The organism is Sphingobacterium sp. MYb382, from assembly GCF_037572665.1.
GTDB lineage: Bacteria > Bacteroidota > Bacteroidia > Sphingobacteriales > Sphingobacteriaceae > Sphingobacterium.
On sequence record NZ_JBBGZT010000029.1, the window covers coordinates 262131 to 286640 of the forward strand.

Consider the following 24510-nt stretch of genomic DNA (forward strand, 5'->3'; position numbering starts at 1 on the left):
CATTTTTTAAATACTACGTTTCCTTTTAGTTTCTCTTAATCAAAACTGATCCTTTAAACACTTCTTTTTGTCCGCCTCTTGTCGCTTCGATATAGTAGTAATATGTACCCGCATTCAGACCCGCACCATCCCATTCGTTCTTGTAATGCTCATTACGATAAACCTCATTACCCCATCTATTCATAATGCGCACGTTAATCTGATCATAAGCCTCAAGCCCAGCGATGATAAACCTATCATTAACGTTATCATTATTCGGAGAGAAAGCATTTGGTATTCTTAATGGATTATCCAAAATGTTCAACTTAATCGTTCCCGTATTACTCCATCGACCTCTAACATCTTTCACACGATAGCTACATAAGTCGACTCCTGAAGCATTTTTGTCCGCTGTATAGCTCAATGTTCCATCGCGATTGACTGCTACTGTTCCTTGTTTTGCTTGCATAACAAGCGAAACCGTCGCTGGGTCAACAGCTGCCACTGTAGGTACAACGCTTGCCAAAATATCAATAACAACCGTGTTACCAGCTTTCACATTAGCCTCAATATCCTTCGCTAAAGCTGTTAATAGATCAACAGGGATTGGATCCGTATCGTCTTTACCGTCTTCAGGATCTACACCTGAATCTTTACCTGGCAACCAAATCGAAACGCCATTGGTAATAGTCTCTGGAGCATCAGCATCAATAGCTGCATTTACTTTCAAGACAATTACGCCGCCGACAGCGATATCTGCAGTGGTTGTTACGATGGCTAAATTACCCGTCGCTGTTACACCCGCATTGCTACTTACTGCCGAGAATCCTGTTATTTTCACGCCTACTCCTGGACGCTCTTGCACTGGAATCACGATGCCTTTGGCAATGACTGCTGGGCCTTCATTTTTAATCGTTAAGGTAAACGTTGTCGTTGTTCCTGCTTTAACACGTGCCTGATCAGCAGTTTTCTTGATGCTTAACCCTGAACTATGTACGACAGGTACTTCTGGAGTTTTTACCTCATCATCTGGATCTTCCGTTACCGGTCTATCTGGTCCCCAAACTTTGATACCATTGCTAACCGTTGCTGGTGCATCAGCCGCAACTGCTGCTGTTACTTTTACAACGATTGCTGCTCCCGGTGCTACTGCTCCAGTCGTTGTAATCGTAGCACTATTGCCTGTTCCAACTACCGTGGCACTGCCTCCACTAATGGTGTAACCCGTGATGCTTAAGCCTGCACTTGGCAATTCTGCTAAACGAATCACTTTACCTGTAGGGATAGTTGATGGTCCATTATTAGTAACCGTCACCGTGAAGCTCGTTGGTGTACCCGCTTTAACAGCTGGTTCATCCGCTACTTTAGTGATACGCAATGTGTAGATACCACCAACAGGTACTTCTGGAGTTTTCACCTCATCGTCTGGATCTTCCGTTACTGGTTTATCTGGTCCCCAAACTTTGATACCGTTGCTAACCGTTGCTGGTGCATCAGCCGCTACTGCCGCTGCTATTTTAACAACAATTGTTGCGCCCGGTGCTACTGCGTCAGTCGTTGTAACCGTAGCACTATTGCCTGTTCCAACTACCGTTGCACTGCCTCCACTTATGGTGTAACCCGTGATGCTTAAGCCTGCACTTGGCAACTCAGCCAACGTAATCGTTTTGCCTGTAGGAATAGTCGACGGACCATTGTTTGTGATCGTAACCGTGAAGCTGGTATTTGTACCCGCTTTAACTGTTGCCTGATCCGCTACTTTAGCTAAACTTAAACTGTACTCTTTAACAACCGGAACTTCTGGTGTTTCTTCTTTATCATCCTCTGGATCCGTGATTGGTTTATCTGGTCCCCAAACTTTGATACCATTGCTAACCGTTGCTGGTGCATCAGTTGCTACTGCTGCAGCTACTTTAACAACAATTGTTGCGCCCGGTACTACTGCGTAAGTCGTTGTGATCGTAGCACTATTGCCTGTTCCAACTACCGTTGCACTGCCTCCACTTATGGTGTAACCCGTGATGCTTAAGCCTGCACTTGGCAACTCAGCCAACGTAATCGTTTTGCCTGTAGGAATAGTCGACGGACCATTGTTTGTGATAGTAACCGTGAAGCTGGTATTTGTACCCGCTTTAACCGTTGCCTGATCCGCTACTTTAGCTAAACTTAAACTGTACTCTTTAACAACTGGAACCTCTGGTGTTTCTTCTTTATCATCCTCTGGATCCGTGATTGGTTTATCTGGTCCCCAAACTTTGATACCATTGCTAACCGTTGCTGGTGCATCAGCCGCTACTGCCGCTGCTACTTTAACAACAATTGTTGCGCCCGGTGCTACTGCGTCAGTCGTTGTAACCGTAGCACTATTGCCTGTTCCAACTACCGTTGCACTGCCTCCACTTATGGTGTAACTCGTGATGCTTAAGCCTGCACTTGGCAACTCAGCCAACGTAATCGTTTTGCCTGTAGGGATAGTCGACGGACCATCATTCGTAATCGTAACCGTGAAAGTGGTATTTGTACCCGCTTTAACCGTTGCCTGATCCGCTACTTTAGCTAAACTTAAACTGTATTCTTTAACAACCGGAACTTCTGGTGTTTCTTCTTTATCATCCTCTGGATCCGTGATTGGTTTATCTGGTCCCCAAACTTTGATACCGTTGCTAATCGTTGCTGGTGCGTCAGCCGCTACTGCCGCTGCTACTTTAACAACAATTGTTGCGCCCGGTGCTACTGCGTCAGTCGTTGTAACCGTAGCACTATTGCCTGTTCCAACTACCGTTGCACTGCCTCCACTTATGGTGTAACCCGTGATGCTTAAACCTGTACTTGGCAACTCCGCCAATTGGATAGTTTTGCCTGTAGGGATAGTCGACGGACCATTGTTTGTAATCGTAACCGTGAAGCTGGTATTTGTACCCGCTTTAACCGTTGCCTGATCCGCTACCTTAGCTAAACTTAAACTATACTCTTTAACAACTGGAACCTCTGGTGTTTCTTCTTCATCATCCTCTGGATCCGTGATTGGTTTATCTGGTCCCCAAACTTTGATACCGTTGCTAATCGTTGCTGGTGCATCAGCCGCTACTGCCGCTGCTACTTTAACAACAATTGTTGCGCCCGGTGCTACTGCGTCAGTCGTTGTAACCGTAGCACTATTGCCTGTTCCAACTACCGTTGCACTGCCTCCACTTATGGTGTAACCCGTGATGCTTAAACCTGTACTTGGCAACTCCGCCAATTGGATAGTTTTGCCTGTAGGGATAGTCGACGGACCATTGTTTGTAATCGTAACCGTGAAGCTGGTATTTGTACCCGCTTTAACCGTTGCCTGATCCGCTACCTTAGCTAAACTTAAACTATACTCTTTAACAACTGGAACCTCTGGTGTTTCTTCTTCATCATCCTCTGGATCCGTGATTGGTTTATCTGGTCCCCAAACTTTGATACCGTTGCTAATCGTTGCTGGTGCATCAGCCGCTACTGCCGCTGCTACTTTAACAACAATTGTTGCGCCCGGTGCTACTGCGTCAGTCGTTGTAACCGTAGCACTATTGCCTGTTCCAACTACCGTTGCACTGCCTCCACTTATGGTGTAACCTGTGATGCTTAAACCTGCACTTGGCAACTCGGCCAACTGGATAGTTTTGCCCGTAGGGATAGTCGACGGACCATCATTCGTAATCGTAACCGTGAAAGTGGTATTTGTACCTGCTTTAACCGTTGCCTCATCCGCTACTTTAGCTAAACTTAAACTGTATTCTTTAACAACTGGAACATCCACAGTCTCTACTTCATCATCCTCTGGATCCGTGATTGGTTTATCTGGCCCCCAAACTTTGATACCGTTTTTAACTGTTGCTGGTGCATCAGCTGCTACTGCTGCCGTTACCTTAACAACCACCGTTGCTCCTGGTGCTACTGCGTCAGTCGTTGTAACCGTAGCTGTTGTACCGCTACCATCAATTGTAGCTGCCCCAGAACTAATCGCATAGCTAACGATGCTTAAGCCTGCACTTGGCAACTCGGCCAATTGGATAGTTTTGCCCGTAGGGATAGTCGACGGACCATCATTCGTAATCGTAACCGTGAAAGTGGTATTTGTACCTGCTTTAACCGTTGTCTCATCCGCTACTTTAGCTAAACTTAAACTATATTCTTTAACAACTGGAACATCCACAGTCTCTACTTCATCATCCTCTGGATCCGTGATTGGTTTATCTGGCCCCCAAACTTTGATACCTTTTTTAACTGTTGCTGGTGCATCAGCTGCTACTGCTGCCGTTACCTTAACAACCACCATTGCTCCTGGTGCTACTGCGTCAGTCGTTGTAACCGTAGCTGTTGTACCGCTACCATCAATTGTAGCTGACCCAGAACTAATCGCATAGCTAACGATGCTTAAGCCTGCACTTGGCAACTCGGCCAACTGGATAGTTTTGCCCGTAGGAATAGTCGACGGACCATCATTCGTAATCGTAACCGTGAAAGTGGTATTTGTACCTGCTTTAACCGTTGCCTCATCCGCTACTTTAGCTAAACTTAAACTATATTCTTTAACAACTGGAACATCCACAGTCTCTACTTCATCATCCTCTGGATCCGTGATTGGTTTATCTGGTCCCCAAACTTTGATACCATTTTTAACCGTAGCTGTTGTACCGCTACCATCAATTGTAGCTGACCCAGAACTAATCGCATAGCTAACGATGCTTAAGCCTGCACTTGGCAACTCGGCCAACTGGATAGTTTTGCCCGTAGGAATAGTCGACGGACCATCATTCGTAATCGTAACCGTGAAAGTGGTATTTGTACCTGCTTTAACCGTTGTCTCATCCGCTACTTTAGCTAAACTTAAACTATATTCTTTAACAACTGGAACATCCACAGTCTCTACTTCATCATCCTCTGGATCCGTGATTGGTTTATCTGGTCCCCAAACTTTGATACCATTTTTAACTGTTGCTGGTGCATCAGCTGCTACTGCTGCCGTTACCTTAACAACCACCATTGCTCCTGGTGCTACTGCGTCAGTCGTTGTAACCGTAGCTGTTGTACCGCTACCATCAATTGTAGCTGACCCAGAACTAATCGCATAGCTAACGATGCTTAAGCCTGCACTTGGCAACTCGGCCAACTGGATAGTTTTGCCCGTAGGAATAGTCGACGGACCATCATTCGTAATCGTAACCGTGAAAGTGGTATTTGTACCTGCTTTAACCGTTGTCTCATCCGCTACTTTAGCTAAACTTAAACTATATTCTTTAACAACTGGAACATCCACAGTCTCTACTTCATCATCCTCTGGATCCGTGATTGGTTTATCTGGTCCCCAAACTTTGATACCATTTTTAACTGTTGCTGGTGCATCAGCTGCTACTGCTGCCGTTACCTTAACAACCACCATTGCTCCTGGTGCTACTGCGTCAGTCGTTGTAACCGTAGCTGTTGTACCGCTACCATCAATTGTAGCTGACCCAGAACTAATCGCATAGCTAACGATGCTTAAGCCTGCACTTGGCAACTCGGCCAACTGGATAGTTTTGCCCGTAGGAATAGTCGACGGACCATCATTCGTAATCGTAACCGTGAAAGTGGTATTTGTACCTGCTTTAACCGTTGCCTCATCCGCTACTTTAGCTAAACTTAAACTATATTCTTTAACAACTGGAACATCCACAGTCTCTACTTCATCATCCTCTGGATCCGTGATTGGTTTATCTGGTCCCCAAACTTTGATACCATTTTTAACTGTTGCTGGTGCATCAGCTGCTACTGCTGCCGTTACCTTAACAACCACCATTGCTCCTGGTGCTACTGCGTCAGTCGTTGTAACCGTAGCTGTTGTACCGCTACCATCAATTGTAGCTGACCCAGAACTAATCGCATAGCTAACGATGCTTAAGCCTGCACTTGGCAACTCGGCCAACTGGATAGTTTTGCCCGTAGGAATAGTCGACGGACCATCATTCGTAATCGTAACCGTGAAAGTTGTATTTGTACCTGCTTTAACCGTTGACTCATCCGCTACTTTAGCTAAACTTAAACTATATTCTTTAACAACTGGAACATCCACAGTCTCTACTTCATCATCCTCTGGATCCGTGATTGGTTTATCTGGTCCCCAAACTTTGATACCATTTTTAACTGTTGCTGGTGCATCAGCTGCTACTGCTGCCGTTACCTTAACAACCACCATTGCTCCTGGTGCTACTGCGTCAGTCGTTGTAACCGTAGCTGTTGTACCGCTACCATCAATTGTAGCTGACCCAGAACTAATCGCATAGCTAACGATGCTTAAGCCTGCACTTGGCAACTCGGCCAACTGGATAGTTTTGCCCGTAGGGATAGTCGACGGACCATCATTCGTAATCGTAACCGTGAAAGTGGTATTTGTACCTGCTTTAACCGTTGTCTCATCCGCTACTTTAGCTAAACTTAAACTATATTCTTTAACAACTGGAACATCCACAGTCTCTACTTCATCATCCTCTGGATCCGTGATTGGTTTATCTGGTCCCCAAACTTTGATACCATTTTTAACTGTTGCTGGTGCATCAGCTGCTACTGCTGCCGTTACCTTAACAACCACCATTGCTCCTGGTGCTACTGCGTCAGTCGTTGTAACCGTAGCTGTTGTACCGCTACCATCAATTGTAGCTGACCCAGAACTAATCGCATAGCTAACGATGCTTAAGCCTGCACTTGGCAACTCGGCCAACTGGATAGTTTTGCCCGTAGGAATAGTCGACGGACCATCATTCGTAATCGTAACCGTGAAAGTGGTATTTGTACCTGCTTTAACCGTTGCCTCATCCGCTACTTTAGCTAAACTTAAACTGTATTCTTTAACAACTGGAATATCCGCAGTCTCTACTTCATCATCCTCTGGATCCGTGATTGGTTTATCTGGCCCCCAAACTTTGATACCGTTTTTAACTGTTGCTGATGCATCAGCTGCTACTGCTCCCGTTACCTTAACAACCACCGTTGCTCCTGGTGCTACTGCGTCAGTCGTTGTAACCGTAGCTGTTGTACCGCTACCATCAATTGTAGCTGATCCAGAACTAATCACATAGCTAACGATGCTTAAACCTGTACTTGGCAACTCGGCCAATTGGATAGTTTTGCCCGTAGGGATAGTCGACGGACCATCATTCGTAATCGTAACCGTGAAAGTAGTATTTGTACCTGCTTTAACCGTTGTCTCATCCGCTACTTTAGCTAAACTTAAACTGTATTCTTTAACAACTGGAACATCCACAGTCTCTACTTCATCGTCCTCTGGATCCGTGATTGGTTTATCTGGTCCCCAAACTTTGATGCCGTTTTTAACTGTTGCTGGTGCATCCGCTGCTACTGCTGCCGTCACTTTAACAACTATCGTTGCGCCTGGTGCTACTGCGTCAGTCGTTGTAACCGTAGCTGTTGTACCGCTACCATCAATTGTAGCCGATCCGGAACTAACCGCATAGCTAACGATGCTTAAGCCTGTACTTGGTAACTCGGCCAATTGGATAGTTTTGCCCGTAGGGATAGTCGACGGACCATCATTCGTAATCGTAACCGTGAAAGTGGTATTTGTACCTGCTTTAACCGTTGTCTCATCCGCTACTTTAGCTAAACTTAAACTGTATTCTTTAACAACTGGAACATCCACAGTCTCTACTTCATCGTCCTCTGGATCCGTGATTGGTTTATCTGGTCCCCAAACTTTGATGCCGTTTTTAACTGTTGCTGGTGCATCAGCTGCTACTGCTGCCGTCACTTTAACAACCACCGTTGCGCCCGGTGCTACTGCGTCAGTCGTTGTAACCGTAGCTGTTGTACCGCTACCATCAATTGTAGCCGATCCGGAACTAACCGCATAGCTAACGATGCTTAAGCCTGCACTTGGCAACTCGGCCAACTGGATAGTTTTGCCCGTAGGGATAGTCGACGGACCATCATTCGTAATCGTAACCGTGAAAGTGGTATTTGTACCTGCTTTAACCGTTGTCTCATCCGCTACTTTAGCTAAACTTAAACTATATTCTTTAACAACTGGAATATTAGCAGTAACTGCCTGCCCTTCAGGCGTACTGAAGTCTCCAGCAGGATCTGTACTCCAAATTTTAATTCTATTATTAATAATATCATCCGCAACTATGGCTGCTACTGAAACATTAACTGTTAATGTTATGCTTTCATCAGGAGCTACACCACTAGCAACCGTCAAATCGAATGATCCGTCAGTAGCAATCGTTCCAAGATGGCCATTACTTGTCGTAATGCTATTTAAAGTTTGTCCTGTGCTAAGTACATCTTGCAAATAAAGCTTCACTCCTGGCAAGATAGTCGAACTTCCTTTGTTTGTTAACACCACATTATAACTATAAGCAGCACCTGCTGTAGCCGTTGCTTGGTTACCCGCCTTAACAACCGCATCTGCCCCTCCCCAGTTGTAGTCACGTTTAACCGTGATATCTGGTGTTGCCGATTGTCCATCTGCCGGTGGTAAGTTAGCAACATCAGTACCTGGGTCATTTTGCCAAATGTAGATGGTGTTTTTAATAGTAGCTGGAGATGCCGCATCCACATCTACATTCACATCGAAACTGAAAACTTGACCTGGCAAGACATCATTTGCTAATGCAATACTGAATAAACCATCAGCCGCTGCACTCACGACACCACCATTGTAAACAATCGTATTCAACGCTTGTCCAGTACTCCATACATCACGGAAGTAAATCGGTGTTCCTGTGGTAATTGTTGATGGACCATTATTATCCACTGTTACCGTATAGCTATATGGCTGACCGGCAACAGCTGCTTCGTTTGTATTCTGCCCTACTTTACGAATAGCATTATTGTCAAAACCATAGTTTTTACCAACACCTAACGAGGCAACAGTAGATACTACCGTACAACCACCAGTCGTTGATGTCACTAAAACACGGTATCTTCCAAGAATACCAGTCGCTGTTGTGCTGGCAGGAACAGCACGAAGGAATGTTGCAGCAGTCGCGCCAGCAACATCTGTCCAAGTAACTTCATTATCTGTTGAAACCTGCCACTGATACGTAACCGCTTGCGCAGCATTTGCTAAGGCTACACTAAACGTTGCATCTACGCCAGCATTTACCGTAATATTCTGCGGTTGCGTTGTAATTCTAGGCAACTCATTAATGTTAACCGTAATCTCTTGACGAGCACCTACAGCACATCCTTGACGAACCGCTTGAACATAATATTTATTTAGTCCGAGCAATGTATTTGCAGGAATAGCAAAGTTCAATTTATCTGTTGAGGTCAGCAGTTTACCTGCAGCGTCATACACCTCATAAAGTGTACAGTCATCTTGTTTTGTTAGGGTTATATTTCCGCCCTGACATACCTGTAGCACTTGATCTGCTGGTGCACCAAAATCTATTTTAGGTTTTATACTAACGTCATATACATTCGTTTGCTCACCTAAAATGCCTAACACGTTCGAATAACTGATATCTACGCGATCATACGCTTGCGCTAATGGAGGAAGTACAACCGATAGTTTACGACTACCGTCACCCAAAAGGCCAAGTAATCTTAAATCTAACAAGGTACTTGTCGCATCTAATGGAGCGCCAACTTTCGCTGTTCCTAAATAACGCTGAATACTGTATCCTTTTATTAAATCAAGACTCAAAACAGAATTACTAGGGACGCTAGTTACCAATTTCAAGGAATCCGTAGGCATACTTTGATTTTTGAGAACCACCGTCAAGAAGGTTTGTTTCAATACCGAAACGCCATTACGAAGTTCTGCATATGTGTCTGGATCATTATCAACCGCATTCCATGGATTAGCAACGGTTGAGGTCGCTGTTAATGCGCCCACACCAATATCACGTACCCCATGCAATACATCACGTACATTTGAATTTGTAACTTGATCAATCGGGCTACAATCAGCCTGTCCCTGTTCGGTATAGTATGCACCATACACGCGTGTTTGTTGCGCCAAACTAAGCAGCGCGCCTTGTACAATACGTACACCATCGAAATCTACTGGTTGGCCTAAACCATTTGTAGGAACAAAGGTGAATTCAAAAACATTCTCGGCAGTCAATAGATTAATCAATCCACCAGCAACATTTTTCAATGTGCCGACATCAATAGGATTACCATTTACATCTTTCTTCGTACCGACCACAGACAGATGACTTAACACGCCTGCTCCCGTCAATTCTTTACCTAATTTTATCGTTACTGGTGTTCCTTTGGTTAAAACTTTAGTAAACCCTAATGTTTGTGTCGCCGGAGCTAATCCCAGTAAATCCAACTCTGTTCTTAACGTCGAGAATGTTTTCACATTACCATCAACCGCTTGAGCAGCGTTAAGCACGCGACCTGGTGTACTTGAACCGTGGTCCGTAGCATACTTACGTAGTAACTGCGGTGGACAACTGCTAGCATCATAAATATTGATTAATACAGTACCTGTAACCGTACATCCAGATTGGCTATTAGTTGCCACAACGGTATATACAAATAAACCCGGTGTTGCGAAACTTGCTGTTGGTCCAACAGATCCGACAGAAACTTCAGCCCCATTGTTATCGTACCATTTATAATTAACGCCTGTTTCCGAAACCACCGATGGCAACATAATCGATGCGCCCACGATTCCAGCGACAGCGTTTGTTCCTCCCACAAAGTTCACCTGTGGTAGCGGGTTAACAGCTATCGTCACAATATCTGACACTAAACTTGCACATCCAGAAACCGGATTTGTAATAATTAAAGTATAATCACCAGACTGCTCTACAATAAGATTCGCACTATTTGCTCCCTGAATAGCTTGTCCGCCTCTATACCATTGGTAAGTGCCCAAGTTAGCGACAGCACTCAAGGTTACAGCTGTACCTTGACAAACAACACCTGTTGGATTAGAAGATTGAACAACAGGTTTCGCCGGACGTGGATTTATCGTTACAGTTACCGCAGCCGATGCAGCGCTTGAACAGTCTGAGCTATTTAAAGCTCTCACCGTATAAGCACCAACTTCAGCAACATTTCCGGATAAAGTTAATGTTGCACCTGTTTCATTTGGAACAAGTACACCATTGCGGAACCATGAATATTTAGTAGCAGTAGTACTTCCTGTTGCTGTCAACGTAATGCTTTCCCCTTCGCAACTAACCGATGTACTAGGCGTAATCGTCGGTATAGCCGGAATTGGGTTGATGGTCACCGTTACCATTTTAGCTGGTGTTTCGAAACATGCCTCTCCACCTTCTATCGTTACATAGAAAGTCGTCGTTGCCGTCAAGATTGGTGAATACGTAGCACCCTCATGAACAACAGCCCCCGTTTCACTACCTGCTCTCCACAATATTTTTGCGCCTGCAGGAATAGCAGGCAAATTAGTATCTGGAACAAAGGCTGCTTCTAAAGTAGCTGCATCACCTGAACAAATCGTCACATCATCCGTTAAATCAATGTTATCATCTCTTACAACAGAACAACTCGCAAGTAAACTTTCAGACGCTTCCACGTCAATCGTTGCACCAGCAGCATTTGTAAACGTCGCTACCGCTGTATTGACCAATGGCGCATCATTAGCTGGTAAACTTACAACCTCTACTTTGAAGGTAATAGTTACCTTATTGGTTTCACCAACAGACAAAGTAGATATAGGAAGGTTAATATTTAAATCATTACTGGCAAACCCATTAACTTCGATCAAACTGACATCAGAAGAAAGATTATCCTTTAAACTAACATTTGTCAACGCCTTATTACCGGTATTTTGTACGGTTAATGTATAGGTAATAATATCGCCAACTTTTGCTGATTTCAGATTATCTTGATTAATCCCTGATTTAGCAAAAGAAACACTGTGTACAGCAATCACTGGAATTTCTGTTCCGGTACCCGGACCTGCTCCTGGCTCCGTAGGATCGGTAGCATTTGGTGGTAGACTGGCTACTGGTGTTGTGATTTCATTACTAACGACAGAAGCAACATTACGGATAGCAGTAATACCTGTTAAGTCAGCGTTTACCTTTACCTTAAAGCTATAAGCCGAAGAAGTTGCTCCCGCAGCCAAAGTCGGAATAGTAATCGATGTATTCCCAGAAAGTAGTGTAACCCCAGCTGGTAAAGCATCGGTGATTTGTATATTGGTTAAGTTTTTATTCCCCGTGTTGCGCACGTAAAGGGTATACACAACGTCTTCCCCTCCTTTTACATCTTTGATTCCGGCATCTTCATTAACTACGAATGACTCCCAGGCAATCAATGAATATTTGTCGGTCACCGGAATAAGAAGTGGATCGCCCGGAGCTTTAGTAAGATCTGGTCCTGTTGTCGGACTCGCGGGATCTGCTGGACGTGTTAAAACGGTACTCGTGCCCGCTGTAACAGTCGCTACATTACTGATATTCGTTAATCCTGTAAGGTTTTGCTTCACCTTAACTTTAAAGGTTACCGAAGCAGTTTGTCCTATAGGCACACTCATACCTGGGAAAACAACAGTACCATTCGTTAATGTACCTCCTGAAACGTAGATAGTTCCCGCAGGCAATACGTTACTAATATTAATTGCCGCTAAATCTTGGTTTCCATTATTTTTAACATAAATGGTATAATCTATCTCTTCATCTCCTGATACACTAGTAACAGCTCCGCCATTCAATGTCGGGGTAGCAACCATCCAAGTCAACACATTCGTTACGTTATCTACTGGAATAACCGTTCCTGAACCGCCGCCTGTAGCTGGATTATTAGGATCTGTCGGCGAAGGAGGTAGTGTTGGTGTACCTGCATCAGCAGCATCTTTCTTCACTAAAGCTACGTTGTTAATCGATGTAACACCTGTTAAATTTTCATCGACTTTAACTTTGAAACTAACCGTAGCTGTACCACCAACCGGTACGTCAATATTTTCAAAACGGATTACATTTCCAACAAGCTGACCATTGTTTGTTGCCGAAACAAACGTAGTATGTGCCGGTAATTCATCGGTAACGATAAATTGCTCCAAAGCAATCATTCCGGTGTTACGCACATGAATCGTATATTCTATTTCCTCTCCTCCTTTTACAGTTTTAAGAGAAGCGTCATTATTAATTTTGAATGATTCCCAAGCGATGTGTGACGCTTCAGCAGTGCCAAAACAACGTGTCACTGAATATAAGCGAACCGGAGGAAATACAGAAGCTTGTACCAACGTATGGATACCTACCGTAATACGGTCATACGGTTTTCCTGGTGCAAAAGGAACATCTACAATCTGTCCATTGCTCAGTAAGCCCAGAACATTAATACCATTGATAATACCATTTTGCCAATTCAACTTAGCAACTTCCGTATTACCTAAATAAGCTTTAATTTCTAAACCACCCAATAGGTCTAAATCTATAGCACCAGCACCTGTCTGCAATTTCAGGTTAACAACATCGTTTGCCGCAGCAACAGAGTTGAAGAAAATCCATTGTTTCGTAGATGCACCAGCAGCTAATGTACCATTACTAATTTCTGAATAATGATTACTATTATCATTATTAATAGCGTAATGTGGGTTTGTAACCCCCGCACCAGAAAGACCTACGACAGAGGCCGATAAGCCATTAAACTCGTAAGAAGTAGCAAAAGCTGGTGAACATAAATCAGGGCTAATATCATAACACATACCATATACATTCATGGTATTTGGCTGCGCCAATAAACCTAAAAGACTATTCGTCTTATCCGCTATGCGAACAACATTATAAGCCTCTGTTGGCGTTATCGCAATATAATAACGGCCTTGCTTATCTTGAACAACACGAATTGCCGCGTTACCGCCCGAACTAGCTTGCGCACTTGAGCCACTAAGTACGGTCGTACTATTCGTGATACCTCCTTGCCCATTATATGTATTTCGCTTAACCTGAACGTCAAAGAAATGATCGCCTAATACAATGCCATTCAGCAATCCGTTAGCGATATTACCTAAGGTACCACCGATTAAAGCTTTTAGAATCCCCGGATCAAAGTCAATACGTACGTATGAAGTTTTTCCAGCAGGCACCATACTACTGTAGCCCATCTCTACAAAACCTTCATACTTATTGCCCAAACCAAATAAGGTTCCAGCACCTGATTTCAAGGTAGCGAAGCTATCGAAATCATCGGACAACACATTCTGTGCATCGTCGACGTTGCTAGATTCCAACACGCGATCCGCACACACCGCTTGACCAAAAGGCTTAGGTGTAATTAGCTCAGGACAAGCATCGCCGAAGCGTTTTACACTATACACACGCATCGGTGCTGACGTATTTACAGATAGTATCGATTCAATACCAATATCGACCCTATCGAAAGGTCCTACTGGTGTATACTTCAAATTGATAACACCGCCCGAATTGAACAAACTCAATAAGTCAACATTATTCAATAATCCTTGCTGCAATGTCAAATCATCACCTACCTGATTCCCCCCATTATAAAACTTAATTTTATAGGCACCCAACACATCCAAACTCAATAATGATGATGGATTTAATGCTAAACGGATTTTCACGTAATCGTTTGCCTTAGAAGCTTGATTGAAATAAATCGTTTGGTATACAGTGGCAGCAACTCCTGCTACCCCCAAACTTATTGTTGAATATTCGGAAGAGTTGTCACTAATCGCACGGAAAGGATCAGAAACTCCTGCTCGTGAAATATTCCCAACACTTAAACCTAAGCCCCCACCTTTATAAGAAGTGAAGTTCGCTGGAAAACAGCTATCGTCGCCCAATTCAAAACATGCATTGTAAACATCAAGCGTAGCTTTCTTACCCAATGGCAGCAGCGCCACAAGGTGGTTGCTCACTCGAACACGGTTGTAAGCTTTATTTGGCGTCACTGCAATATAGTAACGACCAACTTTATCTTGCACTAAACTTACGCGTCCATCGGCACTACCCTCAAAAGCATTAGAACTGTTTTCATTCAAAACAGAAGTCGTCCCCATCTTGGCCTGAACGGAAAAATATTGATTTCCTAATACCAAGTTATTGGCTAAATCAGCAACCAATTTACCCAGACTACCACCCAGCAATCGATCCATCACATCTTTATCGTAATTAATACGGATGTATGTCGTTTGATTAGGCAGCATATTGCGTCCCAAATCCATCTCCACATAACCAACAGTAGGTCCTTGCACTAACAATCCGCCTGCATCAGCAAAAAGCGTCGCATAGGTCTCATTATTACCATCAACTACTTTGTTCGCAAAATCTACATTAGCAAAACTTACCAACGTTGAAGCACAAGAAGGCGTTTTAAATGGCCCTTGCGTTGGTGATGGAACTGGTGGAAGCTGTGGATTCAAACAAGAAATAGTACCGCTATAGCGCTGTACATCGTAAATACGTACGCCATTGCCCAATACATTCAACCCTACAGATGAATTTAAGCGTACCTCAATACGATCAAAAACCTGACTTGGAGCAAACGTTAAAGTTGTAGGACTCCCCGACTGCAGTAAGTTTAAAATATCGGTATTATTTAAAAGTCCGCTTTGAAGCGATCGACGATCGACCACAGTCGTTCCGTCCCAGAAGACAACTTCAATACCGCCAAGCAAATCGGCATTTAGCACGCCACCAGACCCCAAGGCCAGCCTAATATTAACCGTATGATTAATCGTTGATTTCGTTGGAAAATAGAAAAACTGTGAAAATGAACGAGCTATACTTAAATCAAGCGCTGAGGAAGACTTCAATAAAGAAAATGTATTCAAATCACCATCGATAGCACGGTTCAAGTTTTGATTATTAAAATCTAACACCGACAAAGAAAGCCCTGTAGTACTACCGTCAAAAGAGGTAAAGTTAGGACGACCACAGTCTCCTCCAGTTCCTGCATAACTAAAAACGGAGAAAACATCCAGTTTATATTCTGCCCCAAGTCCAGCCAAAGCAGTAGCCCGATTGGTTATACGAATACGGTCATAGGCAGCACCAGGCTTAATAGCAACATAATTATTACCCTGCGCATCCATAACTAGGCGTACCCGATCCGTCGTGAACCCATCCGAATTCTTTCGAGCCAACACGGAATTTCCACCGTTTCGAGCATCAACTTCAAACTCTTGGTTTCCCAATAGCACCCCGCCAAGGACAGTACCAAGTGTGTTACCTAATGACCCACCTAACAAAGCACGCAATAAAGTAACGTCAGCATTAATACGCACAAAACTCCATTGATCGGCTGCTAAAGTGCTCGGAAACTTGAGTTCGATAAAGCTGCTGTAACCCCCAAGGCCTACCACTAAACCTGTAGATGCTTTTAAAGTCGCATAACTATTGTCATCAACTTTTGCGTTATCAGCATTTAACAGATGTGACGTATTACTAGTCTTATCGCTGACCTCGCCTGCAATAATCTTCGTTTGACCATACCCTAGATGAACGGAAACCGTTGTAAGGAATAAAATAAGCAATAGGCCACGCCAAATTAGAGTTGGCCAAGCTTTGGAATCAGCTTGTGTATTCATAAACATATTTTTTTTCTTTTAACGCAATTACAGAAAGCCACCACCTTTCCCTAGAAAGTAAATCTCTAGATAAAAAACAACGTGACTGTTAAAAAATTAAAAACAATAAGTTAAAAAAACTTGATTAGTTACTTTCTTTTTAATTCAAAACAAAAATATAAACATATTTCAGAATAAAAAATATCGTGAAATACACCAATATAATATTTTAGTTAATTAACACCCGAATCCCACACGTAAAAACAATTGTTAACCAACGATATAGACAACAACTAAAAAATGATATTGTTTAATCATTAAGAAATAAAAGCAATAAAAAAAATGAATTTGGTCACAATTCTGACAAGAAGGCTTAAAATATATTACGTTTCGATAAAGAATTAAATTTGCACGAAGAAAAACAGTATATTAGTGTTGAGACATTCTTCATCTAAAAAGCATAAATAATGGTAACGATTAAAACTTTTGACAACCCTATTGATGCGCATTTACTTAAAACTAAGCTTGAAAGTGAAGGCATTTTCTGTTATCTAGCTGATGAAAACATTGTGGGTATAAACCCTTTGCTAAGCAATGCTGTGGGAGGCATCAAACTAAATGTCGATAAAGAAGATGTAGACGATGCTATACGTATCATCAAAGAAATGGAAGGAATACCCATTACGGACGTTGAAAATCAGACAATAAGCTGTCCGAACTGTGGGTCTACACAGGTATTAAACAATATAAATAACCAAAAAGGGCTATTCGCGAAGCTAGCGACAGTACTTTCTTTTCTTACGTCAAGCCTGCCTATTTATGCAAAAAAAAGCTACCTCTGCAAGGATTGTAACACTATTTTTGACCAGTAATTTAGCTAAAGTAAAATTGGGCTACTTTAACAACCCTTCGTCTCGAAAGCTATAATAAGCCGTATCTGTAAAGATAATATGGTCATTAACGAAAATATCCATAATTTTTGCTGAATCGACAATCTTGCGAGTCAGCTCAATATCTGCGGCACTAGCTCGCAAAGTTCCTGACGGATGATTATGCATAAGCAACATGGTCTTTGCCTTCAGCTGCAAAGCATAGCGTAAAATAACACGTACATCAACCGGTGTAAAATCGGTCCCTCCTCGACTAATCAAATGCTTATCCAATACTTTGGAGGCTGTATTTAGGTAAATAACCCAAAATTCTTCATGTGGAAGATCTTGAAACTGATGCTTGAAGTATTCATAAACACGAAAACTATTATTTAAAATTGGTTTTTCCACTTGCACCTCTTCCTTACGTCGACGACCAAGCTCCAAGGCGGCAATAATGCTAATAGCCTTCGCATCGCCAATTCCTTTATAACGGCACAAATCAGTGACTTCAAGCTTCGATAAAGTATCTAGATTATTATTATAATCTAGGAGCAAACGACGGCACAAAGAAACTGCTGATTCTTCTGTAGATCCTGATCCAATAATAATAGCCAATAACTCGGCATTAGAAAGTGCACGCCTTCCTAAATCCATTAATCTTTCCCGCGGACGATCGGCCTCAGACCAATCACGAATAACAAGCTTATCCATATTTTTTAGGTTTATCAATCGGGCTACTTAAATATATAAAAAAAAGATGACTATTCAAACACAAATAACTAAAAACAAACAGGTTAACATTTCTTCCTTTTTTCAAAACGTCCTTTTCAATTATAAACTTTATCTTTGCACTTTCATATAATAAGATTTTTACGATGAGCAAAGCAATTATCAAAACAGAAAAGGGCGATATGACTGTGCAATTTTACACAGCTGACGCTCCTAATACCGTCGCAAATTTTATCAAATTAGCTAAATCTGGATACTACGATGGATTAACTTTCCACCGTGTTCTACCTGACTTCGTCATCCAAGGCGGTTGTCCTAATACGCGCGAAGGTGCTTCTGGCATGCCAGGTACAGGTGGCCCTGGTTATAAAATCGACTGTGAATTAACAGGTGAGAATCAACACCATGAACGTGGCGTGTTGTCAATGGCACATGCTGGACGTAATACAGGTGGTTCTCAATTTTTTATCTGTCACAGCCGTAACAATACAGCACACTTAGACAGAAACCATACTTGTTTTGGAAAAGTGATTGAAAATGTAGATATCGTTGATGATATCCGTCAAGGCGATCGCATTTTAACAATCGAGGTAATCGAAGACTAATTAAAAGAATCGAGCGTCAACAACGCTAAAAAAGAACGTTATGAACTTAAGAGCTTTAGTATCGGTTACAGGGAAACCTGGTTTATTCAAACTAATCGGTCAAAATAAAGGCGGTTTTATCTTAGAATCGCTAGACGAAAAAAAGGTTAAAAATATCGTTAACCTTTCGACAACCAAAATGGCAACCCTAGAGGATATCACCATTTATGGAGAAGAAGAAGAAATTCGTCTTTTAGATGTTTTCCAAACTATCAAAGACAAAGGATTGAGCACTCCGGATGTAAAAGCAGATGGCAATAGCCTACGTGACTTCTTCCGCGAAGTAGCGCCAGGTCATGATGAGTCGCGCGTATACTCTTCGGACATCAAAAAAATCATTTCTTGGTACAACACCATCAAGGAATTACCTTTATTTGAAGAAGAAGCGCCAGCGCCAATTCAATAAAAAACTAAAGCCGTCTTTTTCAGACGGCTTTTTTGTTGCTTCACAGCCCCTAAAGCAACACGTATATTCCATCCTTATATTTTGACATTTATCCTACCGACCAACTTTGTAATTAAAAAAAAGATTGTCGTACTTTGTACTATATAGCAATTACGACATGGTCACAATCACAGATAAAGCAAAAGAACGCATTGATAATATCATGCGCGAAGAAAACTACGATCAGAATTACTTTGTGCGCGTAGCCGTGGAAAGTGGTGGATGCTCAGGTTTGTCTTACAAATTAGACTTCGATAATGAAGAGAAAAAAGGAGATCAATTCTGCGAAGATAAAGGCATTAAAATCTGTTTGGATATAAAATCCTATTTATACCTAGCCGGAACGGAATTAGATTATTCTGATGGCTTAACGGGAAAAGGATTTGAGTTTCATAACCCTAACGCCAGCAGAACTTGCGCTTGTGGTGAAAGCTTCTCAGTATAAGCACTTTCTATTCAAAAAATATAAAGCTTACTTCGGTAAGCTTTTTTTATGTATTATTTTTACAATATAAGCCGTTTGATTAATAAAATGATTAGTTTTGTATTTATACATTAACGAAATATCAAAACACCCTAAAGGTTTAGCTAAATATCTATAGGGTCATTTTTTTTATATGGGACGCAATTTATTAAAAACCGAACAAGCGATTACCTTTGTCAAGGAAACCTTTTCACGCAAATTAATGCTGGCATTAAACCTAATTCCAGTATCTTCCCCTTTAATTGTCTTGGATGGTACAGGTATTAATGATGACCTTAATGGCATCGAAAGACCCGTTAGCTTTCCTATAAAAGCACTTAACGAACAAAAAGCTGTCGTTGTACACTCGCTAGCTAAATGGAAAAGAGTGCGTTTAAAAGAGCTTGAAATTGAAGCTGGAGAAGGCATTCTAACAGACATGCGCGCCTTAAGACCCGATGAAGACTATACACCTATACATTCCATCTATGTAGATCAATGGGATTGGGAAAAATGTATCGCTACAACAGATCGTAATTTTGCATTCTTAAAAGAAAGCGTTTTAAAGATATATAATGCCCTTTGGGAAACTGAAAATGAAGTCGCACAAAGATATCCGGAGAAGGTAGCGATACTACCGAAGGATATTTTCTTTATATCATCAGAGGAGTTGCTAAATCGTTATCCTGACCACACACCTAAACAACGTGAAAATGCCATAGCACAAGCTTATGGAGCAGTTTTCATCTACGGAATTGGTGGTGAGTTAAGCAATGGACAAGCACATGATGGTCGTGCGGCAGATTATGACGACTGGAGTACGGATAATGAAGCGGGCTACAAAGGGCTTAATGGTGATATCCTCGTATGGAATCCTTCCTTGAACACAGCCTTTGAATTATCATCTATGGGAATTCGTGTAGACAAAAAGGCATTACTGCAACAACTGGAGATACGCCAAAGCATGGATCGTACCAAGCTATCATTCCACGCTATGTTGCTGAACGACGAACTACCAGAATCGATTGGCGGTGGTATCGGTCAATCGCGTGTGTGCATGTTCATGTTGAAAAAATCACATATAGGTGAAGTTCAAGTAAGTATTTGGGATGAACAACAACGTACTACCCTAGCGCTACAACAAGTACACTTACTTTAATTAGTAATGTTATATTATAAAAAAAGGAGAAACTATAGTTTCTCCTTTTTTTATAATATGTAATCTACCTGACTTAAAAATCTTCATCTGGCAAGACCTCTTGAACGCGTCCAATCTGCCCATCCGTCAAACGTACTTTAATTCCACGATGATGAACAGGTGCTGAAGTCAATAGATCCTTCACAATACCTTCTGTCAGCGCTCCTGAACGTTGATCTTTCTTCAACACGATATTAACCAACATACCTGGTTTTATATTCGCTCTTGTTTTACCGTCCATAACTACCGAATTACCACTTTAGAATATCATTACCGAAGGTGAAAATCATCAAAGCAATCAAAATAAAGAAACCTACCATTTGCGCACGCTCCAATACTTTATCACTCAAAGGCTTTCCTTGAACCATTTCTACTAATAAGAATACAACATGGCCACCATCTAAGGCAGGAATAGGCAATAAGTTCATAAAGGCTAAAGCCATCGATAGCATACCTACGAGATTCCAAAACTTAAACCAGTCTACATGCTCACCAAACAACTTAGCAATACCAATAGGTCCAGAAAGTGCTTTGTCTGCACGAACCTCCCCTTTAAATATTTTACTGAAACCTTTAATATTATCTGTTATAACAGTAAAAGCTTTTTTAGCACCGATAGGTAAAGACTCCGCGAAACCGAATTCACGCACATGAACAGGCAATTGCTCTTGACTAAGCGCAAAGCCTAACGTAGCTGTTGAATCAACTTTACCCGTTAAGTTCACCATCTCCCCTTTACGGTCAACCGCAACTTGAATGGCTTGGTTTTTATATTTCGTCATGGCATCCTTGAAGTCATCAAAGAATACAATAGCTCCACCATTGACAGAAACAATTTTATCCCCTTTTTGGAAATTCATTCGCTCGGCCTCAGATCCCTTCACAATCTCACCTACGGTATCTAATTTAAAACGAGGCTGAACAAATTCATTTTTCTTATGATCAGCAACTTCATTTAAAATTGTGGAAGGAACTTTAATCTGCTGCTCCTGTCCTTGACGGTCAATAGTCAATACCGCATCACCCATCAACACTTCCATGCTCAATACATCAGCTAAAAAGTTAACAGCAGGTTTACCATTAACAGCTAATATCTTATCACCTTTCTCAATACCAATCTGCTTCCCAATAATACCTGGAGCAACACCGTAAGTCATCTTCGTATTATCAAAATCAGACTCCCCATACTTGAAAGTCAACATCCAAAAGATGAAAATACCTAATAGTACATTCACGATAATACCGCCCAACATAACGATAAGACGCTGCCAAGCTGGTTTAGAACGAAATTCCCATGGTTTCGGCTCTTCTTTCATTTGCTCGGTATCCATAGACTCATCAATCATACCGGCAATCTTCACATAGCCCCCTAAAGGCAACCACCCTATACCATACTCACAGCCTTTATAGTTAAACTTAAAAAGCTTCACACCCCAAGCATCGAAAAATAAATAGAACTTCTCTACTTTAATCCCAAAAGCACGTGCCGCGAGAAAATGGCCGAGCTCATGTAATATTATCAAAATCGACAAGCCTAATACCACTTGCCCAATCATTACTAATGTTCCCATCAAATCGTTTTAAATTAATTGTATAGTAAAAACTAAAAAACTACGCTTTTATATGCCGCCTCTTATACAGGAGGCACAACAATATTATATTATAACTTACCTATTAAATCACGAGCAACCAAACGCGTTTCCAAATCAATAGCAAGGTAGTCTGCCAAAGTTGGATGCGCTACATATGCCTGCTTCGCCAACGTAGCCTCTATTAAATCGCTCATCCCTAAGAATGAAATTTCTTCACGCAAAAAAGCGTCTACAGCAACCTCATTGGCCGCATTCAACACACATGGACGGTCGCCCCCCTCCTTCAATACGGAATAAGCCAATTCTAAATTACGAAAAGTTTCCATATCAGCAGGCTCAAAACTAAGCGTTGGATAATTTAAAAAATTAAAACGCTCAAAGCTATTTTGCTTACGATACGGATAAGTTAATGCATTTTGTATAGGTAGCTTCATATCAGGCACCCCCATCTGTGCTTTCATCGAGCCATCTTCAAATTGTACAATAGAATGCACAATAGACTGTGGATGAACAATCACATCGATTTGATCAACTGCCAAATCAAATAACCACTTGGCCTCAATTACCTCCAAGCCCTTATTCATCAAAGAAGCAGAGTCAATAGTAATCTTAGCGCCCATCACCCAATTAGGATGTTTCAAGGCTTGTGCTTTGGTAACGTCCGCTAGAAAGCCACGATCTTTACCGCGAAAAGGGCCGCCAGAGGCCGTCAGGTAAATTTTCTCAATAGGGTTATGATCTTCGCCCACCAAACATTGAAAAATAGCAGAATGCTCCGAATCGACAGGTAAAATACGAACCTGATTTTCAGTAGCTAGCCCCATGATTAACTCTCCTGCCACGACCAATGTCTCTTTATTAGCTAAGGCAATATCTTTACCATGCTTAATAGCGACAACTGTAGGCTTTAATCCCGCAGCACCAACAATAGCGTTCAGCACGACATCAATCTCAGGAAGCTCCATGGTTTCGGCTAATGCTTCTACACCAGAAAGTACACGAATATCAAGGTCAGACAACGACTCTTTAAGCTGGCCATAGACCGACTCATTAGTTATAATAACTGCTGTAGGCTTAAACTCGCGTGCCTGCGCAATTAACAAATCCACATTTGATCCCGCCGTCAACACCGAAACCTGCAACAAATCAGGGAAAGCTCTAACCACATCCAAGGCCTGTGTACCCACACTTCCCGTAGAGCCTAATATGGCAATATTTCTTTTATTCAAAATTAGATTATATTATACTTTTTAGAAATTCAGGATTCTCCTCCCCTTTATATTCACGAATCATATCTGAATAAACGATAGATAACACCAAACTTACAGATGGAATAATAACGAAAGAATTCACAATACTCAATACACGCGCGATAATACTATATCCTAAATATTCTGTACCCATTTGCAATAAGAAAGTGAGTGAAACAATCAGTAACACCAAAATCAAACGAAATACATTTCCGCGTGTCATCGCTAAACTAAAACGGTATGACTTAAAGACTGAGAAATTTTTATCCAAGATGAAAAATGGAAAAAACATCGTACGTAGGATAATATAAACCGAGATAATACCGGTCAACAAAGGGTGAATTTCAAACATGACACGCTCCATGGAAAATAGGTCTAAATATACCAATGGAAAGCACAAGACATATACCAAACAAGCGACAATAACAGAGATAATAATGGCGGTCAGTAAGCCCACAATAAAAGATATAAACTGCTTCGTTGTCGGAATATAATCTACAAAAGCAAGCTTAGCATGATGAGTAACCAAACTCAAGGCGCGTTTGATAAGCACCAACTGTAGACTAAAGAATATCGTTAGAAAAACCAATAACAACAGCACTTTAACACCAGAAGTAGCACTATCTTTAAGATACATCGCCAAAAATGACGATAAATTATTGGTTATAAACAGCAAAAAGCATAAGCCTGCGATGGAGAAATAATGGCTTTTTAAAACCTTTACTGCACGTAAAAACACATCGTTAGCCTTAAATGTACTCTCCTTAAGATATTGTATCATGATTTATAAATAATAGTGCAAATATCGTATTATTTTTAATCTGCATCAATTGAAATCAAGGGATTTAAGTTTTT

Annotated in this window: 11 protein-coding genes; 5 read left to right on the forward strand and 6 right to left on the reverse strand. The window is 41.8% G+C overall.

Annotated elements, in window-relative coordinates; genetic code table 11:
* Positions 1 to 25: 25 nt before the first annotated feature.
* Entirely contained in the window at positions 26 to 16483 is a 16458-nt protein-coding gene (locus tag WH223_RS18875; protein ID WP_340049422.1) for a DUF7507 domain-containing protein, read from the reverse strand.
* 446 nt (positions 16484 to 16929) lie between these two features.
* On the opposite strand from WH223_RS18875, the gene WH223_RS18880 reads away from it, so the two are divergent.
* Positions 16930 to 17334 carry a putative signal transducing protein gene (locus tag WH223_RS18880; protein ID WP_340049423.1) on the forward strand — a complete coding sequence of 135 codons (405 nt, stop codon included), beginning with the start codon at positions 16930 to 16932 and terminating at the stop codon, positions 17332 to 17334.
* A 21-nt stretch (positions 17335 to 17355) separates the two neighbouring features.
* Here the strand turns inward: WH223_RS18880 and radC are convergent, their stop codons facing one another.
* The gene (gene radC / locus WH223_RS18885) at positions 17356 to 18045 is read right to left on the reverse strand and encodes a RadC family protein (protein WP_340049424.1); all 690 of its coding nucleotides are present in this window, start codon (positions 18043 to 18045) and stop codon (positions 17356 to 17358) included.
* Positions 18046 to 18209: 164 nt separating this feature from the next.
* Here radC and WH223_RS18890 point away from each other — a divergent pair, with 164 nt between their 5' ends.
* From WH223_RS18890 to asnA, 4 genes are all read left to right on the forward strand, one after another.
* On the forward strand, positions 18210 to 18668 hold the full coding sequence (locus tag WH223_RS18890; protein ID WP_340049425.1) for a peptidylprolyl isomerase: 459 nt from the start codon (positions 18210 to 18212) through the stop codon (positions 18666 to 18668).
* 40 nt (positions 18669 to 18708) lie between these two features.
* A complete protein-coding gene (locus WH223_RS18895) occupies positions 18709 to 19113 on the forward strand; it encodes a DUF5606 family protein (protein WP_340049426.1) in 405 nt (134 codons plus the stop codon).
* 157 nt (positions 19114 to 19270) lie between these two features.
* Positions 19271 to 19597, forward strand: a complete 327-nt coding sequence (locus WH223_RS18900) for a HesB/IscA family protein (protein ID WP_340049427.1) — start codon at positions 19271 to 19273, stop codon at positions 19595 to 19597.
* Positions 19598 to 19769: 172 nt separating this feature from the next.
* Positions 19770 to 20774 carry an aspartate--ammonia ligase gene (gene asnA / locus WH223_RS18905; protein ID WP_340049428.1) on the forward strand — a complete coding sequence of 335 codons (1005 nt, stop codon included), beginning with the start codon at positions 19770 to 19772 and terminating at the stop codon, positions 20772 to 20774.
* A gap of 73 nt (positions 20775 to 20847) precedes the next feature.
* On the opposite strand, the gene WH223_RS18910 is transcribed toward asnA, so the two are convergent.
* From WH223_RS18910 to WH223_RS18925, 4 genes are all read right to left on the reverse strand, one after another.
* Positions 20848 to 21054 (reverse strand): YwbE family protein, encoded by a 207-nt coding sequence (locus tag WH223_RS18910; RefSeq protein WP_340049429.1) that lies wholly within the window; start codon positions 21052 to 21054, stop codon positions 20848 to 20850.
* A gap of 10 nt (positions 21055 to 21064) precedes the next feature.
* Positions 21065 to 22384 (reverse strand): RIP metalloprotease RseP, encoded by a 1320-nt coding sequence (gene rseP / locus WH223_RS18915; protein WP_340049430.1) that lies wholly within the window; start codon positions 22382 to 22384, stop codon positions 21065 to 21067.
* A gap of 89 nt (positions 22385 to 22473) precedes the next feature.
* Complete coding sequence (locus tag WH223_RS18920; RefSeq protein WP_340049431.1) at positions 22474 to 23634, reverse strand: 1-deoxy-D-xylulose-5-phosphate reductoisomerase; 1161 nt, start codon at positions 23632 to 23634, stop codon at positions 22474 to 22476.
* A 7-nt stretch (positions 23635 to 23641) separates the two neighbouring features.
* Positions 23642 to 24436, reverse strand: coding sequence for a hypothetical protein (locus WH223_RS18925; RefSeq protein WP_340049432.1), 795 nt, complete (start codon positions 24434 to 24436; stop codon positions 23642 to 23644).
* Positions 24437 to 24510 lie beyond the last annotated feature (74 nt).

Coding starts and splice junctions, on each gene's coding strand:
- WH223_RS18875 (WP_340049422.1), bottom strand. CDS start 16,483: ATGAATACACAAGCTGATTCCAAAGCTTGGCCAACTCTAATTTGGCGT.
- WH223_RS18880 (WP_340049423.1), top strand. CDS start 16,930: ATGGTAACGATTAAAACTTTTGACAACCCTATTGATGCGCATTTACTT.
- radC (WP_340049424.1), bottom strand. CDS start 18,045: ATGGATAAGCTTGTTATTCGTGATTGGTCTGAGGCCGATCGTCCGCGG.
- WH223_RS18890 (WP_340049425.1), top strand. CDS start 18,210: ATGAGCAAAGCAATTATCAAAACAGAAAAGGGCGATATGACTGTGCAA.
- WH223_RS18895 (WP_340049426.1), top strand. CDS start 18,709: ATGAACTTAAGAGCTTTAGTATCGGTTACAGGGAAACCTGGTTTATTC.
- WH223_RS18900 (WP_340049427.1), top strand. CDS start 19,271: ATGGTCACAATCACAGATAAAGCAAAAGAACGCATTGATAATATCATG.
- asnA (WP_340049428.1), top strand. CDS start 19,770: ATGGGACGCAATTTATTAAAAACCGAACAAGCGATTACCTTTGTCAAG.
- WH223_RS18910 (WP_340049429.1), bottom strand. CDS start 21,054: ATGGACGGTAAAACAAGAGCGAATATAAAACCAGGTATGTTGGTTAAT.
- rseP (WP_340049430.1), bottom strand. CDS start 22,384: ATGGGAACATTAGTAATGATTGGGCAAGTGGTATTAGGCTTGTCGATT.
- WH223_RS18925 (WP_340049432.1), bottom strand. CDS start 24,436: ATGATACAATATCTTAAGGAGAGTACATTTAAGGCTAACGATGTGTTT.